The 24,883-nt window shown below is 38.4% G+C and carries 24 protein-coding genes; 8 read left to right on the forward strand and 16 right to left on the reverse strand.

Going from position 1 to position 24,883, the window contains the following annotated elements:
- Positions 1 to 61: 61 nt before the first annotated feature.
- From AC1Z3K_RS10415 to AC1Z3K_RS10425, 3 genes are read right to left on the reverse strand one after another with little or no spacing between them, the layout of a single operon-like run.
- Positions 62 to 280, reverse strand: coding sequence for a hypothetical protein (locus AC1Z3K_RS10415; RefSeq protein ID WP_461732685.1), 219 nt, complete (start codon positions 278 to 280; stop codon positions 62 to 64).
- 21 nt (positions 281 to 301) lie between these two features.
- The gene (locus AC1Z3K_RS10420) at positions 302 to 565 is read right to left on the reverse strand and encodes a hypothetical protein (RefSeq protein WP_461732686.1); all 264 of its coding nucleotides are present in this window, start codon (positions 563 to 565) and stop codon (positions 302 to 304) included.
- Between the two features lie 40 nt (positions 566 to 605).
- Entirely contained in the window at positions 606 to 965 is a 360-nt protein-coding gene (locus AC1Z3K_RS10425; RefSeq protein WP_461732687.1) for a DUF3958 family protein, read from the reverse strand.
- Positions 966 to 1,331: 366 nt separating this feature from the next.
- Between AC1Z3K_RS10425 and clpP the strand changes: the two genes are divergently transcribed.
- Both clpP and AC1Z3K_RS10435 read left to right on the forward strand, forming a co-directional pair.
- Positions 1,332 to 1,925, forward strand: a complete 594-nt coding sequence (gene clpP, locus AC1Z3K_RS10430; RefSeq protein WP_209558463.1) for an ATP-dependent Clp endopeptidase proteolytic subunit ClpP — start codon at positions 1,332 to 1,334, stop codon at positions 1,923 to 1,925.
- Between the two features lie 120 nt (positions 1,926 to 2,045).
- Positions 2,046 to 2,570: a DsbA family protein gene (locus tag AC1Z3K_RS10435; RefSeq protein ID WP_426084634.1), complete on the forward strand. Its 525-nt coding sequence runs from the start codon at positions 2,046 to 2,048 to the stop codon at positions 2,568 to 2,570.
- A 254-nt stretch (positions 2,571 to 2,824) separates the two neighbouring features.
- Here the strand turns inward: AC1Z3K_RS10435 and AC1Z3K_RS10440 are convergent, their stop codons facing one another.
- The gene (locus tag AC1Z3K_RS10440; RefSeq protein WP_461732688.1) at positions 2,825 to 3,256 is read right to left on the reverse strand and encodes a cupin domain-containing protein; all 432 of its coding nucleotides are present in this window, start codon (positions 3,254 to 3,256) and stop codon (positions 2,825 to 2,827) included.
- 172 nt (positions 3,257 to 3,428) lie between these two features.
- Between AC1Z3K_RS10440 and AC1Z3K_RS10445 the strand changes: the two genes are divergently transcribed.
- On the forward strand, positions 3,429 to 3,746 hold the full coding sequence (locus AC1Z3K_RS10445) for a hypothetical protein (protein ID WP_461732689.1): 318 nt from the start codon (positions 3,429 to 3,431) through the stop codon (positions 3,744 to 3,746).
- A 323-nt stretch (positions 3,747 to 4,069) separates the two neighbouring features.
- Here AC1Z3K_RS10445 and AC1Z3K_RS10450 read toward each other — a convergent pair whose 3' ends face one another.
- A complete protein-coding gene (locus tag AC1Z3K_RS10450; RefSeq protein WP_426084622.1) occupies positions 4,070 to 4,660 on the reverse strand; it encodes a TetR/AcrR family transcriptional regulator in 591 nt (196 codons plus the stop codon).
- 409 nt (positions 4,661 to 5,069) lie between these two features.
- On the opposite strand from AC1Z3K_RS10450, the gene AC1Z3K_RS10455 reads away from it, so the two are divergent.
- Positions 5,070 to 5,591, forward strand: a complete 522-nt coding sequence (locus tag AC1Z3K_RS10455) for a flavodoxin domain-containing protein (RefSeq protein WP_461732690.1) — start codon at positions 5,070 to 5,072, stop codon at positions 5,589 to 5,591.
- Positions 5,588 to 6,487, forward strand: coding sequence for a hypothetical protein (locus tag AC1Z3K_RS10460; protein WP_461732691.1), 900 nt, complete (start codon positions 5,588 to 5,590; stop codon positions 6,485 to 6,487). Before AC1Z3K_RS10455 ends, AC1Z3K_RS10460 begins: the two co-directional genes overlap by 4 nt.
- 133 nt (positions 6,488 to 6,620) lie before the next feature.
- On the opposite strand, the gene whiA is transcribed toward AC1Z3K_RS10460, so the two are convergent.
- The 6 genes from whiA to uvrB all read right to left on the reverse strand — a co-directional run bounded on the left by whiA (position 6,621) and on the right by uvrB (position 14,960).
- Positions 6,621 to 7,556: a DNA-binding protein WhiA gene (gene whiA / locus AC1Z3K_RS10465; protein WP_461732692.1), complete on the reverse strand. Its 936-nt coding sequence runs from the start codon at positions 7,554 to 7,556 to the stop codon at positions 6,621 to 6,623.
- Between the two features lie 36 nt (positions 7,557 to 7,592).
- Positions 7,593 to 8,585: a gluconeogenesis factor YvcK family protein gene (locus AC1Z3K_RS10470; RefSeq protein WP_461732693.1), complete on the reverse strand. Its 993-nt coding sequence runs from the start codon at positions 8,583 to 8,585 to the stop codon at positions 7,593 to 7,595.
- Complete coding sequence (gene rapZ, locus AC1Z3K_RS10475) at positions 8,582 to 9,466, reverse strand: RNase adapter RapZ (protein WP_426084627.1); 885 nt, start codon at positions 9,464 to 9,466, stop codon at positions 8,582 to 8,584. The genes AC1Z3K_RS10470 and rapZ overlap by 4 nt, the downstream gene beginning before the upstream one ends.
- 116 nt (positions 9,467 to 9,582) lie before the next feature.
- On the reverse strand, positions 9,583 to 9,789 hold the full coding sequence (locus AC1Z3K_RS10480; RefSeq protein WP_426084628.1) for a hypothetical protein: 207 nt from the start codon (positions 9,787 to 9,789) through the stop codon (positions 9,583 to 9,585).
- Between the two features lie 349 nt (positions 9,790 to 10,138).
- On the reverse strand, positions 10,139 to 12,955 hold the full coding sequence (gene uvrA / locus AC1Z3K_RS10485) for an excinuclease ABC subunit UvrA (RefSeq protein WP_461732694.1): 2,817 nt from the start codon (positions 12,953 to 12,955) through the stop codon (positions 10,139 to 10,141).
- Between the two features lie 10 nt (positions 12,956 to 12,965).
- Positions 12,966 to 14,960 carry an excinuclease ABC subunit UvrB gene (gene uvrB / locus AC1Z3K_RS10490; protein WP_461732695.1) on the reverse strand — a complete coding sequence of 665 codons (1,995 nt, stop codon included), beginning with the start codon at positions 14,958 to 14,960 and terminating at the stop codon, positions 12,966 to 12,968.
- Positions 14,961 to 15,242: 282 nt separating this feature from the next.
- On the opposite strand from uvrB, the gene AC1Z3K_RS10495 reads away from it, so the two are divergent.
- From AC1Z3K_RS10495 to AC1Z3K_RS10505, 3 genes are all read left to right on the forward strand, one after another.
- On the forward strand, positions 15,243 to 17,393 hold the full coding sequence (locus tag AC1Z3K_RS10495) for an amino acid ABC transporter substrate-binding protein/permease (RefSeq protein WP_461732696.1): 2,151 nt from the start codon (positions 15,243 to 15,245) through the stop codon (positions 17,391 to 17,393).
- Complete coding sequence (locus AC1Z3K_RS10500) at positions 17,394 to 18,131, forward strand: amino acid ABC transporter ATP-binding protein (protein ID WP_426084632.1); 738 nt, start codon at positions 17,394 to 17,396, stop codon at positions 18,129 to 18,131.
- A 430-nt stretch (positions 18,132 to 18,561) separates the two neighbouring features.
- A complete protein-coding gene (locus tag AC1Z3K_RS10505; protein ID WP_461732697.1) occupies positions 18,562 to 19,668 on the forward strand; it encodes an SLC13 family permease in 1,107 nt (368 codons plus the stop codon).
- A 91-nt stretch (positions 19,669 to 19,759) separates the two neighbouring features.
- Here AC1Z3K_RS10505 and AC1Z3K_RS10510 read toward each other — a convergent pair whose 3' ends face one another.
- From AC1Z3K_RS10510 to AC1Z3K_RS10530, 5 genes are all read right to left on the reverse strand, one after another.
- On the reverse strand, positions 19,760 to 20,857 hold the full coding sequence (locus AC1Z3K_RS10510) for a glycerol dehydrogenase (protein ID WP_461732698.1): 1,098 nt from the start codon (positions 20,855 to 20,857) through the stop codon (positions 19,760 to 19,762).
- Between the two features lie 559 nt (positions 20,858 to 21,416).
- Positions 21,417 to 21,947, reverse strand: a complete 531-nt coding sequence (locus AC1Z3K_RS10515) for a hypothetical protein (protein ID WP_461732699.1) — start codon at positions 21,945 to 21,947, stop codon at positions 21,417 to 21,419.
- Between the two features lie 731 nt (positions 21,948 to 22,678).
- Positions 22,679 to 23,224 carry a hypothetical protein gene (locus AC1Z3K_RS10520; RefSeq protein ID WP_461732700.1) on the reverse strand — a complete coding sequence of 182 codons (546 nt, stop codon included), beginning with the start codon at positions 23,222 to 23,224 and terminating at the stop codon, positions 22,679 to 22,681.
- The gene (locus AC1Z3K_RS10525; protein WP_461732701.1) at positions 23,206 to 24,519 is read right to left on the reverse strand and encodes a T7SS effector LXG polymorphic toxin; all 1,314 of its coding nucleotides are present in this window, start codon (positions 24,517 to 24,519) and stop codon (positions 23,206 to 23,208) included. Before AC1Z3K_RS10525 ends, AC1Z3K_RS10520 begins: the two co-directional genes overlap by 19 nt.
- Entirely contained in the window at positions 24,509 to 24,880 is a 372-nt protein-coding gene (locus AC1Z3K_RS10530) for a hypothetical protein (RefSeq protein ID WP_461732702.1), read from the reverse strand. The genes AC1Z3K_RS10525 and AC1Z3K_RS10530 overlap by 11 nt, the downstream gene beginning before the upstream one ends.
- Positions 24,881 to 24,883: the final 3 nt, after the last annotated feature.

Below are 24,883 nucleotides of genomic sequence, written 5' to 3' on the forward strand. Positions count from 1 at the left end.
TAGCCGCAAATAATTCTTTTACTTTCTACAATATACCTTTTTTAGAGAGGTGGACGGCAATTTATTCTCTCGTTGCTGGAAAAATAATGCCAGCTAGTCCCTCATACTCATTTCCATAACTGTCCATCAGATAGCCGCACTGCTCACATTCTTCCCAAAAATGAATTTTCCCGTTCGGCTGCTTCGCAAGAACATAATACATAGTATATTGATTAATTTTTGGGCAGTCATTGCCTGTAGGAACCGCCGCCAGCTCCCATAACGTACTGCTGATGATCATCGCTAACCCGCCGATTTTATTTTATTCACGTTGACTTACTATGTTTTTCTCTGTTTCCAAAGAGAGAGTTGTCTCTGGATTAACATAGACTGCCGGATCAAGCTCGATTAGCATATCCAAGCGCGAGTTTTGCAAAACCTCTTTTCTGAAATATCGATTATTTCTTTTGACAAAAGCCGCTAGTGCTGCGTAATAGGCTTGATGACTGCTCATTATATTCTCATCAGAAAACAGTGCGTAGTACTGCTGCATAAAACGACTGTCTCGCTTCATGTAATTTTTCATCTGCTGCTCCTTATCCAATGAACCTGTCTACTCTAATCAACTACACCTTTTCTTCTATTAGAAGACGTTTCTTTTGATAATAAATTAAGTCTTCCTGATCCTGCAGCTCCTTAGTCTCTTTAAGAAACTTTTCTTTTTCCTCCTCCAAATGAAAGAATACAGCTTTTTTCTTTTGCTGAACCTGCCATCGCAATTCCTCGGTCATTTGTTTTTCCTGATCGTTGCCGATAAACTGATCTAAACGGCTGACAAGATGATTCACCCGGTAGAACAGTTCACTATATTTATCCTCAAGCTTGTCCATTTTTCTCTGTGTTTCTATAGCTTCGTCTAATGCGTTTTCGACATTTCGCTCTTCCAGCAGCAGGCCATCCCATTGGTTAATCTTCTTTCTATCCATTTACACGCCCTGCAATTTTCTGGATAATGATTTGCCTTCTCTGCTTGATACAAATCCAACCTCTTTATCACTCATTAACTTTCCTCCTAAATAGTCTCATAATAAAAATGACAAAATAACCAATTAAAAATTCTTTTCATTACATATAGTTTATCATAACCCTTGGAAATCAACTTATCAGATTTTTTCTCTTTATATAAAATAATTGATATAGCTTCTCCTATTTTTCTGTGTAAAAACAGGTGCATAATTTCAATGCAATTTAATTGACCTTTATTGACCATTAGAGTATACTTTTTTTAGGCATTCCAATCAGGGATATGTTAGAATGTTTTTATGAGCTTTTTATATAGGAGGACATAACTTATGAATTTAATACCAACAGTCATAGAACAATCATCTCGCGGCGAAAGAGCCTATGATATTTACTCACGCTTATTAAAAGACAGAATCATTATGTTGAGCGGACCAATCGACGACAATGTAGCTAACTCCGTTATCGCTCAGCTGTTGTTCCTTGATGCACAGGATTCTGAAAAAGATATTTATCTATACATCAACTCTCCGGGCGGCAGTGTTTCTGCTGGATTAGCAATCTTTGATACAATGAACTTTGTTAAAGCTGATGTACAGACAATCGTATTAGGGATGGCAGCTTCTATGGGCAGCTTCTTGCTGACAGCCGGTCAAAAAGGCAAACGCTTTGCGTTGCCGAATGCTGAAATCATGATTCACCAGCCATTAGGAGGAGCACAAGGTCAGGCAACTGAAATTGAAATTGCTGCTAAACACATTCTCGATACACGTGAACGCTTGAATAAAATCTTAGCTGAACGTACGGGGCAACCAATTGAAGTGATTGAGAAAGATACAGATCGCGATAACTTTATGACTGCACAGCAGGCAAAAGATTATGGGCTGATTGATGAAGTGATGGAAAACAGCAGTTCTCTGAATTAATAATCAGAATCTCAAAAGTCTGAAATCATTAGATTTCAGGCTTTTTTCTTTGAAATTAACTTACAAACAATAGTACACTAATAGTTGAAAGAAAATTAAAGGAAGAAAGGATTATTGATGATGGATATTTCTCAAATCGATGCCTCCAAAGTTACAGAAGAAAATGGTTTAATCATCGGCAGAGACTCCGCTCCAGTGAAAATGATTGAGTTTATGAATGTCCGCTGCCCTTATTGTAGACAGTGGTTTAATGAATATGACGATATGCTTACGACTTATGTGAACAATGGAAAACTGCAGCGGATTATCAAACTGTTCGATAAAGAAAAGGAAAGCCTGCAGCGGGGAAATATGATGCACCGCTTTATCAATTACGACCTTCCGTTAAAAGGTTTGACAGACTTACGGCAAATTTATGCCACGCAGGATAAATGGGGGGATATGTCCCTGACTCATGTTGCGGAATTTGCTCAAAATAATCTGGGACTGCAGGAAATGGATAATCGGGCAGTTTCACAGGCAGTTATTGATGAAGCTGTTGCTGCTAATATCCAGTTTGTGCCAACCATCATTATTGACCAGCATATTTTTGATGAATCAGTTACAAAAGAAGAGTTAATTGCCTATATTGAACACAGAGAGTAACAATCATTTAAAAAATTTGGAGTTAAAAAAATCAACTGAAATAAATATTCGTTTTATGAGGTCTGGGATATAAATAAATTTTCAGCTCTTTAGTTGTGCTTGCTCCGAATAAATGGTGGGTAAGATATTCGATTGAATATCTTACCCACCATTTATTATTCTGTTTTCCATCTATTTAGCTGTGTTTTTTATTCAATTACTCTTTTCAAATCAACCCAAGATTAGTTCATGATAATTCTATTTTTTTAATCGCCTTATTTTTCATCCTTGTTTCTTCTTAGCAGCCTTGCTGCTTCTGCCTCAGAAAAAACCTGCTTATCATTTTTAATAACTGCTGCTTGATTTTCTTTTGGTGGAACAAATCTGAAGATAGTACATTCAGCGATAGTTTTTCCTGGATTTGATATCCGATGAATGCTTTTGTTCATTCGAATCAGTTCACCCGCTGCTACCTGACGACACTGCAATAAGTCATCAATCCATTCTACACACAGACTTCCTTTATTAACTACAATAATTTCTTCAATTTCTTTGTGGGCATGCCAATCCTGAACACAGCCAGCTGGAATAGTATTCGTATGCACTTCAAAGGTATCAAACAAAAAATAGCCGACTGCAGTTCCGTTTTCTTTAGTAACTGACAATGCGTCCATTTGAGTCATTATATCCGGTATTTGTTTTTTCATTCTATCCTTCATCCTTTCTGCGCTTTGGAGTTTTACTTGTTGGAGCATTTAATGCTGATTACTCGTCGAATTCTATATATTAACTAGTATACCGACAAACCGCTCTCCTGCCTATTTTAACTAGGAGAAAATCCTAAACTATGTTATTCTTTTTATTAAAGGAGGGGTTATTTTGTCTAAAGCAAGCTATTTTGCTTCATTGCTTCAACAGGGAATTCCCGTTGAAAAATATAAAGAAGCAGGAAATTCCATGCTGCCGATTATTAAATCAAATCAGCCTGTGAGCTTAGAACCAGTAACGATGAATACTGAGTTAGCAGTCAATGATATTGTTTTTTGCAAAGTCAAAGGTAACTACTACACACACTTAATAACAGCTGTTAGAAATCGAAACAATCAACTGAAGTTTCAAATTTCCAACAATCATAATTATGTGAATGGCTGGATAAAAAAACAGAATATTTTCGGCAAAGTTGTTAAAATTTGGTAATCACCAAGTTTTATTTTTTTCTGAAAAATAAAAAAGCCTCAATTTTTAGAGAACGAATTGAAAGCTGTTTTATATTAGGCATTGCTATTTATTTGTTTATTTTACTGCTGGCGGCTGCTGATAATTGCATTTTTCTCTTGATGAAAACAGTCATGAACTATCTCAATAGAATGACCAACAGTTAACTTTCTAGTCGTTTCAGGAAAAAACATTCATTATTTCTTCAAGTAGCGCAAACCATATAAAGTCTTTTAAAAACAATTTGCTATTAGATAATACAAGCTATTTATCTCTAAACATTTCTTAAAAAAATCACTGATAGTCTAATTTAATGCTTGAATAAGCATTTCTATATATTGTTCTGCCATCCTTTCTGCTGATTCACCAGATAAACCAGTGCTGACAATATGATAGACTAAACCCATCAGTCCAATTAGCATCAGCTCAGCTGAATGCTGATTCGCCGACGTAAAGCAGCCTTCTGTTATCCCCTCATTGATTAATGCCTGCAGTAAATCAATTCCTGCTTCTTCTTCGCCCTCCTCTGGAATAGGATCATTACGGGACGCCATCATTACGGCTTTAAATTTCTCAGGATATTTTATCATTGTTCGAATAAACGTCCTGTTGCATGCTCTCAATTTTTCAACTGGCGTCTGTTCAGGATACTTTGCTAATAACGTAGTAATCTCTTCCATAACTTCCTGAAAAACCCTAGTTGAGATGCTTGTTAAAATATCATCTTTGTTTTTATAATAATTATAGATTGTGCCAACTGCATAACCGATTCTTTCTGCTATTTTTCGGATTGACAGCTTCTCGATTCCTTCTTCAAGAATAATTACCACAGCCGCATCTACAATTTTTTCCTCTATTGCTATTCGTTCTATTTGTTTTCTTGACTTACTATCCATTCCCATTCACCCTCTATCTATCTATTAAATATCCCATAAAAGAAGTGCAGCATCAGTCCGTAGCTTTTATCTGTATTACTACTGAAAAATTTCTTTTAGCAAGTCAACTCACTCCAGGCAAGTCAAAATAAAAAATTATAGTGAGTCTGTACATAATCGAGCGAAATAAGTCGCTTCGCAAAAAATACTTGATTACTCTGCATGACTAGTTATTAGCTTTGAACATCGAAGCTTTTTTGAAATCCACATAGTTAGCTCTTTTGGCTACTGTTGGTCTAATCATAATAAAGAAAGAAGATATTTTCAACAGAGTATCTTTACATTTTTCCGATTTATGTTATTATTATAACACAAATATGAACGATGTTCATTTTATGAATATTGTTCAAAAAAAGGAGAGAGCCGTTCTATGAAAACTATGATTATCTACGATTCTAAACATGGAAGTACCTCACATATAGCTAAAATGATTGGTTGCGAACTCCAATTTGATGTTCAGCTTTCTGACATTCAGGAACCTATCAGTCTATCAGATGATTTTAACCAAATTATCTTTTTAGCACCGGCTTATGCTGGTCAGCTGCGAAAACAAGCTGCTGCATTCTTAGCTTCTCATCAAGAAGCTTTACTACAAAAAACGCTAATTCTTGTCAATACTGGTTTACAGTTCTCAGAGGAAAAGATTGCGCAGCAGCTTCAAGCTATTTTTCCCGCTGCTCTTCGTGAGCATGCCGAATTGACTGCTTTTGCTGGATCAATTATTTATCCAGATAAACTAAACTTTTTTGAAAAGCTGATTCTAAAAAAAATATTTCATGATCAGCGCTTAGAATTTCCACGCCATGAAACTGATCATTACCTAGATAAATCTGCTCTGGACAGTATCGTACAAGCACTCAATGAACAAGAAGGGAGGACATATAGTACATGAAACAAAAAACGGAAATCTTGCTTGGATTGACAATCTTGTTTGGATTCATTACTACATTAGCCGGTATTTTTTCGTTTGATTTCAGCGACTCCTATGAAGTTCTTAATCAATACGGAGAACCGGTAGAACTATGGGGCTTCGGTATCTATGCCCATGACTCATATTTTAAAGCACCTATTCTCATTGGCTCAGACTGGTCTGTTTTATTATTTTTGCTGCTGCCAATGTCATGGTTCTTGCTGAAATACAAAAAAAGCGGGAGCGAGAAACTACTGCTTTTGCTAACAGGCTTGCTCTCAGCACTACTTTACTATGCTGTTAGTTTGGCAATCGGTGTGGCTTATAATCGACTTCACTTGATTTATATCTTATTTTTCTCTTTATGCTTTTTCAGTTTTATTTCTTGCCTATTTTTATTAGATCATAAATGGCTGAAGCAGCAGCAAGAGCGGAGTCTTAATAGTCGCTTTGTTCATTTTTTTCTGATTCTTTCCGGGTTTTCACTATTTATCGCCTGGCTGCCGGATATTTTATCCGCCTTGATATCAGATTCACCATTAGCGATGCTTGAGATTTATACTACTGAAATTACTTATGTTATCGACTTAGCCATTCTCAGCCCTTTCATTTTTCTAGTACTATATCTAGTGAAAACTGATGATAGTCGTGCGTATACGCTGCTGCCCGTTACAGCATTGATGTGTACGTTTATTGGCATCATGGTTATTTTTCAAACGGTAATGCAGCTGCTGGCTGCCGTTGATGTGCCCCTTCCAGCGCTAGTCACTAAGGTAATTGTCTTTATTCTACTCTCTTTTTATTCATCCAGTATTAGTTTTCGTTATTTTAAACACTTCAAACAAGTATCAGACGCTAGAGATCCTGCAAAACCTTAAAAATATGATTTTATATACCTGATTTTTACATGAAAAAACTGGCCTACTCCAAGTAATCAGAATAAACCAGTTTTTAGACTCTAAAATATATTGTGTTGGTGGAAACTCCAAAAGGAAAATCTACCAACCTTTTTTATGCACTTTTTTCTCTAAGCTTTTCAGCAAATTCATTGATTTTTCTAATACGGTGATTAATTCCAGATTTAGAAATCGCTCCAGAAGGAATCATTTCTCCCAGTTCCTTTAGGCTAACTTCTGGATGCTCTAGACGCAGCTCGGCAATTTCCTGAAGCTTTCCCGGTAAAGCCTGCAAACCGACTGTATTTTCTATATATTGAATATTTTCTATCTGTTTTGAGGCAGCATCAATTGTTTTATTTAAATTAGCTGTTTCACAGTTAACCAATCGATTCACTGAGTTTCTCATATCACGAACAATTCGAACATCTTCAAACTTTAGCATAGAATTGGTTGCTCCGATCAGGGTCAGAAAGTCAGCGATTTTTTCTGCTCCTTTTAGATAGGAAATATAGCCGTTTCTTCGTTCTAAGGTTCGTCCATTTAATCCATAATAGTTCAGCATGTCGCAAATATCGTTATTATGATCTTCATAAATGGAGAATATTTCCAGATGATAGCGGCTGGTTTCCGGATTATTTACCGACCCGGTTGCCATAAAAGCCCCACGTAAATAGGAGCGCATCTTTTGAGCATTTCCGACAATTTCATCGGAAACATGATCCTGAAAAACCAAGCCGTCCATAATGTCTAAATCCGCTAATACAGATTTGGTATCCTGTTTTAGCCGAACAATGTATACATTGTTTTTCTTCAGCTTCATCTTTCGTCTAACCAGCAGCTCCGAACGAACATCATAATGATCCTTTAATAAGGTATATATTCGTCTGGCAATCGCCGCATTTTCGGTCTGAACATTTAAAACAAACTGTTGATTCACCAGACTCAATGAACCATTCATCCGAATCAGAGCAGCCAGCTCTGCCCGTGCATGTTCTCTGTGAACCTCTAAGGTTGTCAGTTCCTTCTTTACATCTGAGGCAAATGACATTTGAATGTACGCCTCCTTTCTATTTCACTGTTGCTTTTAATACTTTGCGCCAAAGACTATTCGGAATAGTTCTTCAACAACTTTGTCTCCATCATGAAAAACCCCGCCGTTTCTCAATTCTAAAAAGTCTGTTGATATTACACGGCAGCCTTCATTTCTTAAGCCTTGGAAATCGTGGACTACCTGTACTAGATATTCATCATAAATCTCAAAGTCCATGTACCCATCTGGTACAGGTTCAGTATTCACCAAAACAGTATCCACAAATTTCTCTCCTAAATGGTCATGGAGCACACGAATATGATCAGCATCGGTGAAATGTTCTGTTTCTCCCTTTTGCGTCATAATATTACAAATATAGACGACTTCTCCAGTTCGTTTTAAAATAGCATCCCCAATTTCACTAATAACAAGATTCGGCAAAATACTAGTAAATAAGCTTCCTGGGCCCAGCACAATCATATCTGCTTCTTCAATTGCTTTTACAACTTTTCGTGCTGCTGTTGGCTGTTCATCATCGTTCGTATTTGTCACAAATACGTGATCAATCGTTTTACGTGCTAAACCGATCCTTGATTCACCCACAGCTCCAGTACCATCCTTAAATACAGCGTGCAGGGTAAGCGGACGCTCAGAAGAAGGATAAATATGCCCATCTACATGCATCATTTTCGATAAAAGCTGAATCGCTTCATAGGTACTGCCTCTCATCTCAGAGACAGCGGCTATAATCAGATTGCCTATGGCATGATTAGCAAAATACTCATCATCTTTATTGAAGCGGTATTGGAATATATCTTCATACAGCTGGGGCATATCTGAAAGTGCCACCAGCACATTTCTTAAATCCCCTGGTGGTGTCAGATTCATTGACTTTCTAATCTCTCCACTGCTGCCTCCGTCATCGGCAACAGTTACCACCGCTGTAATTTCTGCACCCTGATTACGGAGACTTTTCAAAATAACCGGTAGTCCTGTTCCACCGCCGACAACGACTATTTTAGGCTTACGGATTCGATAGGTTTTCATGAGCGATTCACCGTCTCTTTCCGTTTGTCCTTATCACGATGAGTTACATTTACATGATAATTTTTTTCCAGTTCATGAGACATCCGTTCAGTGAGCGCAACAGAACGGTGCTGTCCGCCTGTGCAGCCAATAGCGATAGTCACATTAGATTTTCCTTCTTTTTTATAGCCTGGCAGCACATACTCTACCAAATCAATAAACTTTGTATAGAATTCTTCTGTTTCCGGAAAATTCATTACATACTCATAAACAGCGCTGTCCAGTCCAGTAAGCGGCCGCAGTTCGGGAATGTAATGGGGATTAGGCAGGAAGCGTACATCCATTACAATATCTGCATCAATCGGCAGACCATATTTGAATCCAAAGGAAACCATTTCTACGCGAAACTCGTGGGTATCTCTAGATTTAAATTCCTTACTGATTCGTTCTCGAAGCTGTCTTGGAGAAAGTGCCGTTGTATCAATAACTAGTTGGGCATCTCCTTTAATTTCTTCCAAGATTGCCCGCTCTTTTCTAATCCCTTCAGTGACTAGCCCGTCCATAGCTAAAGGATGAGTTCTTCTGGTTTCCTTATAGCGGGAAACAAGCTCTTCATCGGTCGCATCTAAAAACATGACAGTGGTATCAATGACATTGGTATTTTCTATTTCAACAAGCATATTCTGTATTTCTCTAAAAAAGGCACGTGATCTCAGATCCACGACCAAAGCAATTTTCGATACTTTGCCAGATTCTTTAATCAGCTCCCAAAATTTGGGAATCAAACTTGGCGGCATATTATCAATACAGAAATATCCCATATCTTCAAAGCACTGCACCGCTACTGTTTTTCCTGCACCGCTCATTCCTGTAATAATGACTAATTGTAAATTATCGACCATAAAATTCACCGCTCCTCCAACACATTTTACTTATTATAACATTCCGGGCGTGTCAAAGGAAGCCTTAGCTCTAAGCGCAAAAAAAGAAGGCTTGCGCCTCCTTGCCAATTCACTTATCATATTGTGTCAATAATGCTCAAGTAGTTGATGTCCAAAACAGGGTTATCAGATTCTAAAGCCATACGGTCAATCGGATGACATTTGAGCAACTCCACTTGTACTGCATGATCTTCCTTGGAAAGAGCTTTTCCAATAAATGACCAAGATAAGTGATCAGCACTGCATAGATACGTACCACCGACTCTAATGTTTCCTCTATCCATTTGTCTATCCTTCTTTCTTGTGACATCTTTTCTATCTATAGAATAGCATGAAAAAAATTTTATGCTCATTCAATATTCTGATGTTTTTTCCTTTTTTTTGACTTTTTCCTACCTAATCCTTAACAGCAAAAAGAAAAGCAGTTTGTCGTAAAAGACAAACTGCTTTTCTTTTCTTTTTGAACGGATTATTTATAGAGAGATAGATATAGACCAATTCATACCAATAATCTGTCTATCTGCTTTGATTTTACTCTATGAGAAATTATAAATCAAGATTTTTCAATCTATTCTTAAAAATTATGAATTTCTTAAAAAAGAAAACACTTTCACAGAAATGGAGTATACCAATTTATAAAACCCGCTTCAAATATTGACCAGTATAGCTTTCCTTAATTTCAGCAATTTCTTCCGGTGTACCGATTCCGACAATCGTTCCGCCGCCGTCGCCACCCTCTGGACCTAAGTCAATAACATGATCGGCTGATTTAATCATATCCAGATTATGTTCAATAACCAGTACAGTATTTCCAGCATCAACCAGTCGGTTCAAAACATCCAGTAAACGGGCGATATCATCCGTATGAAGTCCGGTCGTAGGTTCATCCAAGATATAGAAATTCTTGCCATTCGAAATCTTATGCAGCTCACTGGCAAGCTTCATACGTTGTGCTTCACCACCTGACAATGTGGTAGCTGGCTGTCCTAATGTTACATACCCTAAACCAACGTCCAAAATTGTCTGCAGCTTGCGGTGAATTTTAGGAATAGGCTGGAAAAATTCTACAGCATCTTCAACAGTCATTTCTAAGATATCTGCAATATTTTTTCCTTTGTAATGAACATCCAGCGTTTCAGAGTTATAGCGTTTCCCATGACAAACCTCACAGGGAACATAAACATCCGGCAGAAAATGCATTTCAATCTTAATAATCCCATCACCACGGCAGGCTTCACAGCGCCCGCCCTTCACATTGAAACTAAAACGGCCTTTCTTATATCCGCGAACTTTCGCCTCATTTGTTTTAGCGAATAAATCCCGAATATCATCGAATACACTAGTGTATGTAGCAGGATTACTTCGAGGTGTTCGGCCAATTGGACTTTGATCGATATCAATTACTTTTTCAATCTGTTTATACCCAGTTACACTTTTATGCTTACCAGGTTTATTTGAGTTGCGGTTTAACTTTTGAGCAAGAGCCTTTTTCAATATCTGATTGACCAACGTACTTTTCCCTGATCCAGATACACCGGTAACTGCAACAAACTCCCCTAAAGGAAACTCCACATTAACATTTTTGAGATTGTTTTCTGCTGCTCCAGTGACTTTAATGGACTTGCCGGTGCCCTTCCGCCGTTTTTCCGGCACAGGAATCACAAGCTTGCCCGACAGATATTGTCCTGTCAGTGAATCAGGGGTTGCGGCTACTTCTTCTGGTGTTCCAGCAGCCACAATCTGTCCGCCTTGTTCTCCGGCTCTTGGCCCTACATCAATCAAGTAGTCAGCTTCCCGCATAGTATCTTCGTCATGCTCCACGACAATCAGGGTATTGCCAAGATCCCGCATTTTCTTTAAAGAAGCAATCAAACGATCGTTATCCCGCTGATGAAGACCGATAGAGGGTTCATCCAGAATATATAATACGCCGGATAAATTTGATCCAATCTGGGTAGCTAGGCGAATCCGCTGTGCCTCTCCACCTGACAACGTACCGGAAGCACGGCTCAAGGTTAAGTAATTTAATCCCACATTTTCCAAAAAGGTCAACCGGTCTTTTACTTCTTTCAATATCGGCTTGGCAATCATCTGCTCTTGTTCTGTTAAGCTCAGTTTTTCAAAGAAAGGTACACTGTTTTGAATGGTTAACTCGCTTACTTCACCAATGCTGGTACCATTTATTTTCACAGCTAAAGCTTGTGGATTCAAACGGTAGCCTTTACAGGTTTGACAAGGCAGCTCTGTCATGTATGAACGCATTTGTTCTCTGGTAAATTCGCTGTTGGTTTCATGATAGCGACGTTTAATGTTCTTTAAAATCCCTTCGAAGGCAAGATCCACATCACGCACGCCGCCAAACTCATTTTCATAATGGAAATGGAAAATTTCACCGTTTGAACCATTTAAAATGATATCCTGATGTTCCTTTGGCAGTTCATTAAATGGTGTATCCGCATCAATGCCAAAACCAGCTGCTGCCTGCTCAAGCATTTGAGGATAATATTGTGAGCTAATTGGATTCCAAGGGGCGATGGCCCCTTCCTTCAATGTTTTTGAAGGGTCTGGAATGATTAAATCTTTGTCTACTTCCAAGCGCATACCTAAGCCGTCACAGTCTGGGCAAGCGCCAAATGGTGCATTAAATGAGAAGAGTCTCGGCTCCAGCTCGCCAACGGTAAAGCCGCAGTAAGGACAAGCATAGTGTTCACTGAACAATAGTTCTTCTTCACCATTAATGTCTACTAATACGTATCCCTCTGCTAAGCGAAGAGAAGCTTCAATTGAATCAAACAAACGGGAACGGATGCCTTCTTTAAGAATAATTCGATCTACTACAATCGCAATATCATGCTTCTTATTCTTCTCCAGCTCCGGTACTTCACTCAAATCATAGATTTCTCCATCTACACGAACACGGACATATCCTTCTTTTTGAATAGAATCAAATACTTTTTTATGCTGTCCTTTTTTCTTAACGATGACTGGAGCCATAATCTGCAGTTTTGTACGTTCCGGAAATTCCAGAATTTTATCCGCCATCTGTTCAACAGACTGACTGGTGATTTCGATATTGTCGTTCGGACAAATTGGATGACCAATGCGTGCAAAAAGCAGACGAAGGTAATCATTTATTTCCGTGACCGTTCCTACTGTTGATCGAGGGTTCTTACTGGTTGTTTTCTGATCAATGGAGATGGCTGGACTTAACCCGTCAATACTATCCACATCTGGTTTATCCATCTGACCTAAAAATTGACGAGCGTAGGCCGAAAGGCTCTCCACATAACGTCTTTGCCCTTCTGCATATAATGTATCAAAAGCCAGCGAGCTTTTCCCGGAACCAGACAAGCCGGTCACTACAACCAGCTTATCGCGGGGAATCGTCACATCAACATTCTTTAAGTTATGAGCGCGTGCTCCATGAATCACAATTTTATCGTTAGCCATATTCTACCTCCTAATCTGAAGCCTTCAGCTCCAGAATCGTATCCCGTAATGTTGCAGCTGCTTCAAAGTCCAATGCTTTCGCAGCATCTTTCATTTCTTTCTCAAGTTTCATCAACAAATCGTCTTTTTCCTGCTTAGTCAGCTTGTCATAAGATGTGCTTATTGAATAAGTTTCTTCATCTTCAGCGACTTTAGAGATAGAAATCAAGTCACGAATTTCCTTGATAATTGTTTTAGGAACAATTCCGTGTTCTTCATTGTACTTCTCTTGTATTGAACGGCGGCGGGCAGTTTCATCCATCGCCTTCTGCATGGAATCCGTGATTTTATCTGCATACATGATAACTTTTCCCTCAGAGTTCCGGGCTGCCCGTCCAATTGTCTGAACCAGCGAACGTTCACTTCGCAGAAATCCTTCCTTATCCGCATCCAAGATGGCAATTAGAGATACCTCCGGCACGTCTAAGCCTTCTCTTAGAAGATTAATCCCAATTAGAACATCAAACTCACCTAAACGAAGATTACGAATTATTTCCGTACGTTCCAGCGTCTTGATATCACTGTGCAGGTATTTAACCTTTAATCCCAGCTCTTTGAAGTAGTCAGTCAAATCCTCCGACATTTTTTTCGTCAAAGTCGTGACAAAGACCCGCTGATTATTTGCCACCCGCTCATTAATTTCGCCAACTAAATCATCAATTTGTCCCATAATCGGACGAACTTCAATCAATGGATCCAACAGACCCGTTGGACGAATAATTTGTTGAATCACAGTCTCTGTTTGTTCATGTTCATACGGTCCCGGTGTAGCAGAAACATAGACTACCTGATGGACATGCTTCTCAAATTCTTCCAGTTTTAATGGACGGTTGTCCAGCGCGCTCGGCAAACGAAAACCATAGTCCACCAGCATCTGCTTTCTGGCACGGTCCCCATTATACATCCCTCTAACCTGAGGCATGGTTACGTGAGACTCATCAATAACCAGCAGAAAATCGTCTGGAAAAAAGTCGATTAATGTATAAGGCGGCTCGCCTTCTTTTCGTCCATCCATATGTCTGGAATAATTCTCAATTCCAGATGTATAGCCCATCTCTCTCATCATCTCGATATCATAATTCGTCCGTTGTTCCAACCGCTGCGCCTCCAGCAGTTTATTTTCAGAACGCAGAACCTTAAGCCGGCCGTCCAGCTCAGCCTGAATTTGAGCAATTGCATGCTCCATATGATCATCATTGGTCACAAAGTGGGTTGCTGGAAATATCGCTACATGTTCTGTATCGCCAAGTACCTCTCCAGTTAAAGCATCTACTTCTCTAATGCGCTCAATTTCATCTCCAAAAAACTCCACCCGTAAGGCATGATCATCTTTGGAGGCTGGGAATATCTCGACAACATCCCCTCGTACTCTAAAGCGTCCCCGCTGAAAGTCTATATCATTTCGTTCAAACTGGATATCAATTAGATTTCTAAGTAAGGTTCCACGGTCTATCTCCATACCAACCCGCAGCGAAACAACTTGATCACTATACTCATCAGGATTTCCCAAACCAAAAATACAGGAAACCGACGCTATCACAATAACATCATTTCGTTCTAGTAGTGCACTGGTAGCCGAGTGACGCAGCTTGTCAATTTCATCATTGATGCTGGCATCTTTTTCAATATATGTATCACTTGAAGGAACGTAAGCCTCCGGCTGATAAAAATCATAGTAGCTGACAAAATATTCAACAGCATTGTTTGGGAAAAACTCTTTAAACTCCCCGTAAAGCTGTCCTGCCAAGGTTTTATTATGAGCAATCACCAGTGTTGGTTTGTTCACTTCTTTAATCACGTTTGAGATTGTAAAAGTTTTACCAGTACCTGTGGCGCCTAGTAAAATTTGGGCCTTTTCTCCGCCTTCAATTCCTTCTACTAATCGTTCAATCGCCTCCGGCTGATCACCATCTGGCTGATACTTAGAGACCAGTTCAAACTGGTTTGTTGTTGTTCTTTCAATCATCTGACTTACTCCCTTCATACAGTTTTTTCTCACTAGAAAAAAGGAAAAGAGTAATTTCTTACTCCCTGAATTATTTTAACATACCGAACATATTTTCGCCACTTGAATAGATCAGATTCTTTTATCGTTTTTTAATGAAAAAAACTCTTTTACATGTCATGATTTCTCACACGAAATGTTACTTTCTAAATATTTTTTTATTTTTCTATGTCAAAATAATTGTTTTTGACCTTAATTTTGCTATATAATTACTGAATATGTAATTATATTAGGAGGACTTTTATGAAGAAGAAGTATTTTTTATTTTCTTTAGTTGCTGTAATTGCCAGCCTGCTTGTTTTCACTGTTGGTAAGCCGGCCTCGGCTGAAGAAAAAACATACGATATCGGAACGGATTTGACTTTTGCGCCGTTTGAGTTTCAGGATTCAAATGATGAATACATCGGTATCGATATTGACTTACTTAATGCGATTGCAGAAGATCAGGGATTTAAAGTTAATTTGAAACCTTTAGGATTTGATTCAGCGATTCAAGCAGTTCAGTCAAACCAGATTGACGGAATGATAGCTGGAATGAGTATTACCGACGAACGAAAAAAATCATTTGATTTTTCGGAGCCTTATTTTGACAGTGGTCTGCAGATGGCTGTTAAGCAAGGAAATGATACAATCAGTTCGTATAAGGATTTAAAAGGGAAAACAGTTGCTGCTAAAGTTGGAACAGAGAGTGCTGCTTTCCTCGAAGAAAATCAAAAGAAATATGATTATACAATTAAGAACTTCGATGATGCAACAGGTCTTTATCAAGCTCTCCAAAATGGTGAAGCAGATGCTATATTTGATGATTATCCAGTTTTAGGATACGCGATCACTAACGGACAGAAGCTGCAGCTAGTCGGAGAAAAAGAGACAGGCAGCTCCTATGGTTTTGCAGTGAAAAAAGGACAAAATCCAGAACTGATTAAACAGTTCAACGCAGGTTTAAAAAAGCTAAAGGAAGATGGAACCTATGACAAAATAGTTTCTACTTATATCTCTTCCGGTGCCAAAGACGACGGAAAAGAAATGCAGCAGATTGAGCCAAAGAAAGAGGTTTATTCAATTGCTAGCGATTCAACCTTTGCACCATTTGAGTTTCAAAATTCTGATGGTGAATACGAAGGAATCGACGTTGATTTAATGAAACGCGTTGCTGAGCTGCAAGGCTTCAACATTGAATTTAAATTTATTGGTTTCAGTTCAGCTGTTCAAGCCGTAGAATCTGGTCAGGCAGATGGAATGATTGCTGGAATGACTATTACACAGGAACGAGAAAAAGCTTTCGATTTCTCAACACCTTACTTTGACAGCGGCATCCAAATAGCTGTTAAAGAGAATAACGATTCCATTACTTCTTATGAGGATTTAAAAGGGAAAACAGTAGGAGCGAAAATTGGAACGGAAAGCGCTGATTTCCTTGAAGCGAACAAAGAAAAATATGGGTATTCCATCACGTATCTTGATACTACTGATGCGTTGTATAGTGCATTAGAAATTTCAGAAATCGATGCCATGATGGACGATTACCCTGTGATCGGCTACGGTATTGCTCAGGGGCAGCCTTTAGCTACACCGATTCCCCGGGAAGAAGGCGGCTCTTATGGTTTTGCAGTGAAAAAAGGCAACAATCCGGAATTAGTTGAGATGTTCAACGAAGGGCTCGCAGAGCTGAAACGAACTGGTGAATACGACGAGATTCTCAGCAAGTACATTCAAGACGGCAGTAAAAAAGAAACTGCTGATGAGTCTACATTTGCCGGAATGATTAAAAACAACTGGAAACGACTGTTAAGCGGTCTCTGGATGACCATTCAGCTAACATTGATTTCTTTTGTTCTCGCTCTAATTATTGGTGTTATCTTTGGTCTGTTCAGTGTATCTCCGGTTAAGGCCCTGCGCATAGTCGCAACCATTTATGTCGATCTTATTCGAGGGATTCCGTTGATGGTAGTTGCTTTCTTCATCTACTTTGGTTTACCAGGGGTTCTAGGCTTCAACATCCCCGTGTTTATTGCAGGGATTATTACATTAACGTTAAATGCTAGTGCCTACATCTCCGAAATTGTCCGCGGCGGTATTAATGCCGTTCCGGTTGGTCAAATGGAAGCTTCCAGAAGCTTAGGGCTTTCTTACAATAAAACAATGAGAAAAATCGTTTTGCCGCAGGCTATCCGCATCATGATTCCTTCTTTCATTAATCAGTTTGTTATTTCTTTGAAAGATACAACTATTCTTTCTGCAATTGGTCTGATTGAACTGCTGCAGACTGGTAAAATCATCGTTGCCCGTAACCTGCAAAGTACAATGGTGTATCTGATTATTGCAGTAATGTATTTGATTCTAATCACTTCATTAACTAAGCTGGCTAAAGTACTTGAAAAGAAGGTGAACTAAATGACAGAAAAAATTCTAGTCGAAAAATTAGTAAAAAAATATGGTGATAACACCGTTTTAAAAGACATTAACGTATCAATTAATGAAGGTGATGTTGTTTGTGTTATTGGTCCTTCTGGTTCTGGAAAAAGTACCTTTCTACGTTGTCTGAACCAGTTGGAAGAGGCAACCAGCGGGGATATCATTATTGATGGTGCGAATCTGACTGATAAAAATACAGATATCAATAAGGTGCGTCAGCACATCGGGATGGTGTTCCAACATTTTAACCTTTTTCCTCATCTCTCTGTTTTGGAAAACATTACACTTGCACCAGTTGATTTAGGCCGTATGTCTCCAAGCGAGGCAAAAGAAAAAGCTGTTAAGCTGCTGGATACAGTTGGACTGGCAGATAAAAAAGATAGCTATCCGAAATCTTTATCCGGTGGTCAAAAGCAGCGTGTAGCTATTGCCCGTGCGCTTGCAATGAATCCTGACATTATGCTTTTCGATGAGCCTACCTCAGCACTTGACCCTGAAATGGTTGGGGATGTATTGAATGTTATGAAAAAGCTGGCAAAACAAGGTATGACAATGGTGATTGTTACACATGAAATGGGCTTTGCCAAAGAGGTGGCAAACCGCGTAATGTTCATCGACGGCGGGAACTTCCTTGAAGATGGTACGCCACAGCAAATCTTTGAGTCTCCTCAGCATGAACGGACTCAGGACTTCCTGAATAAGGTATTGAATATTTGATAAAAAGTTTTCAACATCAACTAGTGTTGGCAGGATTAAAAGCTAATTAAAATCGTAGAGCTTGGAACAAAAAGCAGGAAATATCTGGTTTTGTTTCAAGTTCTTTTATTTGAAAAAATCAAGACATTCCTCAGTTCCCAACAGCTTCTGATTTTTATTTCAGCTTCTGACTACTTTCAGCCACCGAATATTCTCTCAGTTCATTTCGATTAGTTTGTTTCCTCTAAGTTTTCTCTGAACTGTTACAGTGTCTCGCTTGAAATTTCTTTTTTCCTGCCGTACATTTAATTTAAGCGGGTCTTAAGTCTATAATCTGCTAAAGTATTTTACAACTCTTTTGTGAAACTCAGCATCATAAAAGAAGTCAAAGCAGCTGCTGTTTTTTTACTCTATAAATTATCCTATTTTGATTCGAGGCGAGTATCTCTTAATGACAAAAATTATTCAGTTTTTCAAAACAGACCTTTTATTTACGATTTCTTTCCTAGCCGCTTTACTTAGCTTAGGCTTTGGTCTACCGGGAAAGGAAACTATTGATTATAAAATGCTTAGCTGCTTATTTGCGTTAATGCTGCTAATCAAGAATATTGAAAATCTAGGAGTTTTAAATTTTTTAGCTGAAAAAATTATTCACTTTTCCAAAGACACACGCAGCTTAATCATTAGCATCACACTGCTCTCGTTTTTCAGCTCAATGCTTTTAACAAACGATGTAGCTATCCTTACTCTAATGCCGATTTACTTAAAAATTACCAAAAAGCTAAAGGTTTTAAAAGATCCGCTTACTGGAGCAGTCTTACTGATTATTGCAGCTAATCTGGGCAGCAGCTTCTTTCCATTTGGGAATCCCCAAAATTTATATCTGATGTCTCATTTTTCCTTATCCGCTAGTGAATTTTTCCAATGGTCTTTTATCCTGCTGATTGCTTCTTTAGGCTTTCTTTGTCTTTCTTTTCTATTTATTGAGAAAAAGAAACTTACTGAGAAAACTGTCAAGCTTAAGTCGCTTAATCAAAAACATCTGCTATTTCTCTCTCTGATTGGTCTTTTGATTTTGTCTGCAGTTTTTAATTTATCTCCTTATGAGGTTAGTATCCCCTTGGCAGTTACTATTTTGCTTTTTTACTCTCCTCAATCTGGGAAACAGGTTGACTATCGTTTATTGGCAACCTTTCTCTTCTTTTTCATTGCAGTAGGAGGTTTTTCTCAAATTCCAGGTGCTGCCGCTTTTATTAAAGAGCAGTTTAAAAGCAGTTATCGAACTTTTTTAGGAAGCATTGCTCTTAGTCAAATCATCAGTAATGTACCAGCAGTTATTCTGATTGCTCCTTTTACCAGCCATATTAAGGCCTTATTCTTTGGTGTAAATATTGGGGGTCTAGGGACATTAATTGCTTCTCTGGCAAATTTAATTGGCTTTAAAATCTACAGGGCTTATTACCCTGGTAAAGACAAACAATTCTTAACTAAATTCTCTCTGCTTAATCTATTATTTCTGGCAGGAATGATTGTTGTATTTTTATTTTTCTTAAACTAAAAAGAACCTGGTACTAACACCAGGTTCTTAGAAAAAATCCAAACTGCATAAGTCGGGCTACCTCTATTTTCAATAAGCCCGACTTATTTTTTTAAACTGAACAACTGCGAACAAAAGCATCCAATTGGCGAATCCCCTGTACAATATCTTCTTTAGTCAATGTAAATGGCATTTGCCGTAAACTGTCTCCGATTGAAAGAGATTGCTCCGCTATTTTTGAAAGCTCTTTTTCATTCTGAACATCTAGCCCCAGTGCCTCACAAGTAGTTGGCAGATTCAATTGCTGGAAAAATACTAGATAGCGTTTAAGTACTTCCTCCGGCTGCTTCTCAAGAACCAATTGAACTAATATTGTATATGCAATCTTTTCTCCATGCATCAGCTGATTGACTTTGCCGTGAATAGCAGAAAAGCCATTATGCAGCGCATGAGCCGCTGCCAGTCCGCCGCTCTCGAATCCCAATCCACTCATCAACGTATTCGCTTCGACAACTGCCTCAAAAGCTTCTGTTACTTGCTTGTTCTTATTGTCTTCATATGCTTGCAAACCGTAGGTGAAAAGAACCTCTTCACATTTCTCAGCAATTGCCAGCGCTGTCAGCGTCGGTTTTTTCCCTAAAACATTTTCTCCGTGCTTCTTTTTAACAGCTCTTGCTTCTACAGCTGTTGAGAGTCCATCTGCAATCCCAGCTGCCAGCAGTCGAGCCGGCGCATTGACAATGACTTCCGTATCCACAATAACTAAGTCAGGATTCTTTTGGTAGAATTGATACTCTTTAAAGCGGCCATCCTCTTCATACAACACTGATATTGAAGACGTTGGAGCATCGGTAGAAGCTGTTGTCGGCAATACAACCATCTTTAGATTTTGTTTTGCCGCCACAGCCTTTCCCAAATCGATAACTTTACCGCCGCCCAGTGCAATTACAACCTCAATCTCTTTATCTGCTATCCCTTTCAAAAGTTCCTGAATATTCTCCTCTGAAACCTCGCCAGAAAAAACAGCCGTTCCAACCAACAATCCGCCTTCAGTCAAGTAGTTCTTATAGCCTTCACCAATCATTCCCCAGACGAACTCATCTGTTAGTATGAGAACCCGATTTCCCAATTCTTCTATATATTTACTACTGTCTTTTAAACAGCCTTTCCCCTGCACATATTTAGATGGGCTGATAAATAACTTTTCCAATGCAATCACCTCTTTCATTCAGTTTGGCACAAATACTATCTTCAAGCAATAAAAAGTTCAAATAATCACACTATCGAAAAAATGAGACGGTGAAATAACAGACATGTAATAATACTGACTGAGCCAGCTCCACTTAACTGAAAAATTCTAGTCGAATCGTAAACAAGCAGTGATTGATTGAATAGGCAGCTACTCATTTCAAATATTAAATTGAAGTCGACTGCTCATGAAAATAACAATATCAGCAGGATTGGTAAATCCTCTTTTGCTAATAAAGAAGCTCAGTACAAAACCAGTAAATCTCTGATCTTTACTCCAAGCTTTCCAATTTATTCAGTTTTTCCCTTGCCAACACAACTTGACACAGCAGCCAAAAAATTTATTTTAGTTTTTTGATTTGAACAGCTGCTTCTTTTTCTGTCTTCAAGATTGGCAAAATGTTCCCCTCTACTTTTACACCAATTTTTTTACTATCTAAATACTCCATATCAATTGAAAGAGCACCAGCAAATCAACGTTTCACATAACGCTGACCTCCAAAATTTTCATTTAGGTATGTTTATTCATCCTCGTCCTCAAAATCCTCATCATACTCCCAGGGTTCCTCTTCTGCTACCATTGTTACTGCTTCTTTTAAACTTAAATCATTAGCTTCATCATAGGTTAAGCTCAGTATATCTTTATGATTTTTTTCAAATTCTGCTACTGATTGCCAATTTTCCGAACCATTTTCACTTATTCTTCCGCCTAAATCTTTTGCTAGTTCTATTGTCAGAATATACATAGCACGTTCATCTACTGTAAGTATTTTTACATGCTTTGAGACAATTTCAATAATCTTTTTCTCTTTATGATAATCTAACTCAATATCTTGAAACTTCATCGGAGATTTAATCAATCCCCAACGTTCATCATTCAACCACTTATCTAAAGATAAACTCAAATAGAAACTATTTCTCAGTGTTTCATCGTTTCCAACATGAGATATTTCCAACTCTTTTCCATTCTTTTCTTTAAACCACATGACTTCAGCTAGTTCACGGTATCCCCAAGACGTTTTCTTTCCGTTCGTTTCAACATATATCCTCATGTTCTCACCTCCATTTTGCTTTTAGCCATATCGAGGCTCGATATTAGTAACTCCGCACTATGCATAACGTTGATCTCCCAAATTTTATTTATTCATCTTCTGGTTTGCATAGGATATCTAAACATTCAGTAAATAGTTGGGTATTTTCAGTTTTTATTCACTGCTCGCCCACTTCTAAGCCGCATACAAAGCTTTCGAAATTTTTCGCTAAAAACGTTATCTTATAATTGAATTCCTGATCAATATGCACAACTGCCGGTATTTTTATACATTGAATCACTCCTTAAAGTATCGTTTGCCATGGTTACCGTGACATTGGTTTGTTCCTTAATTTCACCAACAAAAAAAGCTAAGTCCCATCTGTTATCTTCTTTTCCAAGGAATTTCCAAATACTTCACATTGTTCTGAACACAGCATTCTCTTTTGATTTCCACTATTCTTTTGATATTTTTTAAACGGCTCATAGTATCTCCCCATCTAAAGCAATGGTGAGTTCCTTGGTATTCAATGAGAGACCATTAGGCATTTTTTTGAAAGGAAATATCCACTCCTATTTCTATAATATGACATTCATATATTAGACAAAATAAAATCAGTAAAGAGAAAGATTCCTAAATAAAGAAATAGAAGAGAATTCCTTATCGATACAAATTCCCCTCAGGCGCTTGGGACCCCGATTATAAATCAACATTCAAACAGGCGAGTACTACCAATCAGCGCCTATTTAGATTCAATCATAAATAACTTCATTATCCCAAGGTTCATCAATACAATCCATTGTTTCAGCTTCCTTCAAACTTATTTCATTTGCTTCTTCAAAAGGGATTGTGAGCAAATATTTATGTTTTTTCTGAAATTCCTCTAAAGTTAACCAAGTCTTCATTCCATCCTCACTTATCAAACCTTCGACAGCTATTGCCAATTCTTGAACCATAATGTATAGAGCTCGTTTGTCTACAGTCAGTATATCAATATGATCTGTTTCAAAATATAGATATTTTTTATCTCTTATTGGATTTAAAGAAATGTGTTCTGTGGCAAATTTTTTCTGAATCCATCGCTTATCATTCAGTGATTTATCCCATTTTAAATCAAGGACATAACTATCTTTCAACCATTCAGAGTTTCCCCCGTGTGACAGTTCTAATTCTTTACCAAGGTAGCTATTAAACCACATCTTTTCAGCTAATTCTCTATAGTCCAGATTAATAACAGACTGATTTATTTTAATCCACGCTCGCATATACTCATACCTCTCTATTTTGCTTTTAGCCAAACCCATGCACGATAAATATAATCAACCAGATTTTCTAAATTCCCTTTACTTAACTTGCGCTGTAAATTTTTAGGAATTTGATCATAAATACTTGCTCGGTCACTAATATCTTCTACAATTATCCTTTCGTCGTAGTCCGATTTCTTTCCACCTCCAGCTTGTATTTGAATCTTGTCGCCATCTGGTTCAGCATCAACTCTAATTTTTAGCTTTTTATTTTTTATTGTTACTTCAATGGGTTTTCCAAATGTTTTACTCGTTATTTTCCCATTATTTGAAAACTGTACAAAATCTTTTAAGGTAAGCGTATCTGACAATACTGCATTCCCCTCAATTGCTACACCACCTGAAATCGTAACTACACCATACGAGTTATCATTGAATCGTACAAATAACCGCTCACCAACAGCTCCAACGACTTCGCTTATAATTTTCTTTATACCACCACTAAACGTGACCATTGTTCCAATGAAAGAAACAACTTGACTAAACTTATCTTCGGCAATCCGTTGTCTTAACAATTCAGTCATTTCTATTCTTAAGAGTTCATTGTACACCACAGTGGCATCTTCATCATAAATTCCATTATTGTAAACTTCATATGTTGTGCCACCCAAAGCATTTTTACCTATTCTTACCTCTAACTGCGCTTCTTTTCCATAATCCTGCTCCCGCTCTTGCCATTTCTCTTGAATCGGTTTTACCCAGGTCATATCTAGTCTGGTCACATCAAAGGTTCCTGAAGCTGGATTCCATGCTCCACCTTTATTCAGTGCCGCAATCGCTCGCTCCAGGTTTTCAATGTTTGCCTCTGCTTCAGTAAATATACCGGCAGATACACGATCAAAAGTATACAACTTCTGCAGTCGTTCTTCTAGTTTAGCAATGCTTCCCTGAACACTCATATAGCACCGTTCTAGGTGTACGTTCTGTTCCTCCAGCTTATCCATTACATTTGCATACGAGCGCAATAAGCTCTGTCCTTGTTGGATCTGTTCACGCAGCCGGTCTTCTTCGATATCCCCGCCACCGACGATTTCCTGAAACCTTGCCGGGTATTTTTGGTGGGCTTCACTTAGTGACTCTGCTGCCAGGATTAAGGCATTAGAAAGCGGCGGATAGACGGCCATAAAATAGCGTCTCGCAGAATCATAGGTTTTGCCGGACAAGGGTGCATTTAAATAAGCATTCATTGCGTCTTTTAACAGACCGGCATCCTGAATATATTCGTTTGCCAGGGTCACGGCGGTATTGGTTTGTTCCTGAATTTCACCAACAAAAAAACTAAGTCCCATCTACCTTCTCCTTTTCCTTCGTATTCTCGAACACCTGATCTTTTCTCGCCTGAAGTAATTCTTCTTCAGCGACGAGCAGCTGCTTTGATTCCTTATAAAGTGCGTCTTTCTGCTCCTCCAGTTCAAAGAAATTCTTCTTGTGAGCAGCGGTTACTTCATCCTCTTCCAAACTAAAATACTGCCGTATCTCTTCCTCTTCGTTAAACTGAAGAACATCAGCAAGATATTCCTGGTGTTGGCTTGATAAGCGCTGACAGTCCTCTTCCAGTTCCTCCAGCTGCCACCGCTGCTTCCGATTTACTTCCTGATCCTCCGAAACCTGAGAAAGCTGTCGATTAATTTGACCTTCATTCATGGTCACTCT

It is taken from the genome of Enterococcus sp. LJL128 (genome assembly GCF_056924295.1).

Excerpts from the sequence above, each read along its gene's own strand:
- AC1Z3K_RS10460 (WP_461732691.1), top strand. The coding sequence starts at position 5,588 with ATGAAACAAAAAACGGAAATCTTGCTTGGATTGACAATCTTGTTTGGA.
- AC1Z3K_RS10525 (WP_461732701.1), bottom strand. The coding sequence starts at position 24,519 with ATGGGACTTAGTTTTTTTGTTGGTGAAATTCAGGAACAAACCAATACC.
- AC1Z3K_RS10450 (WP_426084622.1), bottom strand. The coding sequence starts at position 4,660 with ATGGATAGTAAGTCAAGAAAACAAATAGAACGAATAGCAATAGAGGAA.
- AC1Z3K_RS10515 (WP_461732699.1), bottom strand. The coding sequence starts at position 21,947 with ATGAGGATATATGTTGAAACGAACGGAAAGAAAACGTCTTGGGGATAC.
- AC1Z3K_RS10440 (WP_461732688.1), bottom strand. The coding sequence starts at position 3,256 with ATGAAAAAACAAATACCGGATATAATGACTCAAATGGACGCATTGTCA.
- uvrA (WP_461732694.1), bottom strand. The coding sequence starts at position 12,955 with ATGGCTAACGATAAAATTGTGATTCATGGAGCACGCGCTCATAACTTA.
- AC1Z3K_RS10500 (WP_426084632.1), top strand. The coding sequence starts at position 17,394 with ATGACAGAAAAAATTCTAGTCGAAAAATTAGTAAAAAAATATGGTGAT.
- AC1Z3K_RS10470 (WP_461732693.1), bottom strand. The coding sequence starts at position 8,585 with ATGAAAACCTATCGAATCCGTAAGCCTAAAATAGTCGTTGTCGGCGGT.
- AC1Z3K_RS10435 (WP_426084634.1), top strand. The coding sequence starts at position 2,046 with ATGGATATTTCTCAAATCGATGCCTCCAAAGTTACAGAAGAAAATGGT.
- AC1Z3K_RS10455 (WP_461732690.1), top strand. The coding sequence starts at position 5,070 with ATGAAAACTATGATTATCTACGATTCTAAACATGGAAGTACCTCACAT.
- rapZ (WP_426084627.1), bottom strand. The coding sequence starts at position 9,466 with ATGGTCGATAATTTACAATTAGTCATTATTACAGGAATGAGCGGTGCA.
- AC1Z3K_RS10420 (WP_461732686.1), bottom strand. The coding sequence starts at position 565 with ATGAAAAATTACATGAAGCGAGACAGTCGTTTTATGCAGCAGTACTAC.
- AC1Z3K_RS10505 (WP_461732697.1), top strand. The coding sequence starts at position 18,562 with ATGACAAAAATTATTCAGTTTTTCAAAACAGACCTTTTATTTACGATT.
- uvrB (WP_461732695.1), bottom strand. The coding sequence starts at position 14,960 with ATGATTGAAAGAACAACAACAAACCAGTTTGAACTGGTCTCTAAGTAT.
- clpP (WP_209558463.1), top strand. The coding sequence starts at position 1,332 with ATGAATTTAATACCAACAGTCATAGAACAATCATCTCGCGGCGAAAGA.
- AC1Z3K_RS10495 (WP_461732696.1), top strand. The coding sequence starts at position 15,243 with ATGAAGAAGAAGTATTTTTTATTTTCTTTAGTTGCTGTAATTGCCAGC.
- AC1Z3K_RS10415 (WP_461732685.1), bottom strand. The coding sequence starts at position 280 with ATGATCATCAGCAGTACGTTATGGGAGCTGGCGGCGGTTCCTACAGGC.
- AC1Z3K_RS10480 (WP_426084628.1), bottom strand. The coding sequence starts at position 9,789 with ATGGATAGAGGAAACATTAGAGTCGGTGGTACGTATCTATGCAGTGCT.
- whiA (WP_461732692.1), bottom strand. The coding sequence starts at position 7,556 with ATGTCATTTGCCTCAGATGTAAAGAAGGAACTGACAACCTTAGAGGTT.
- AC1Z3K_RS10425 (WP_461732687.1), bottom strand. The coding sequence starts at position 965 with ATGGATAGAAAGAAGATTAACCAATGGGATGGCCTGCTGCTGGAAGAG.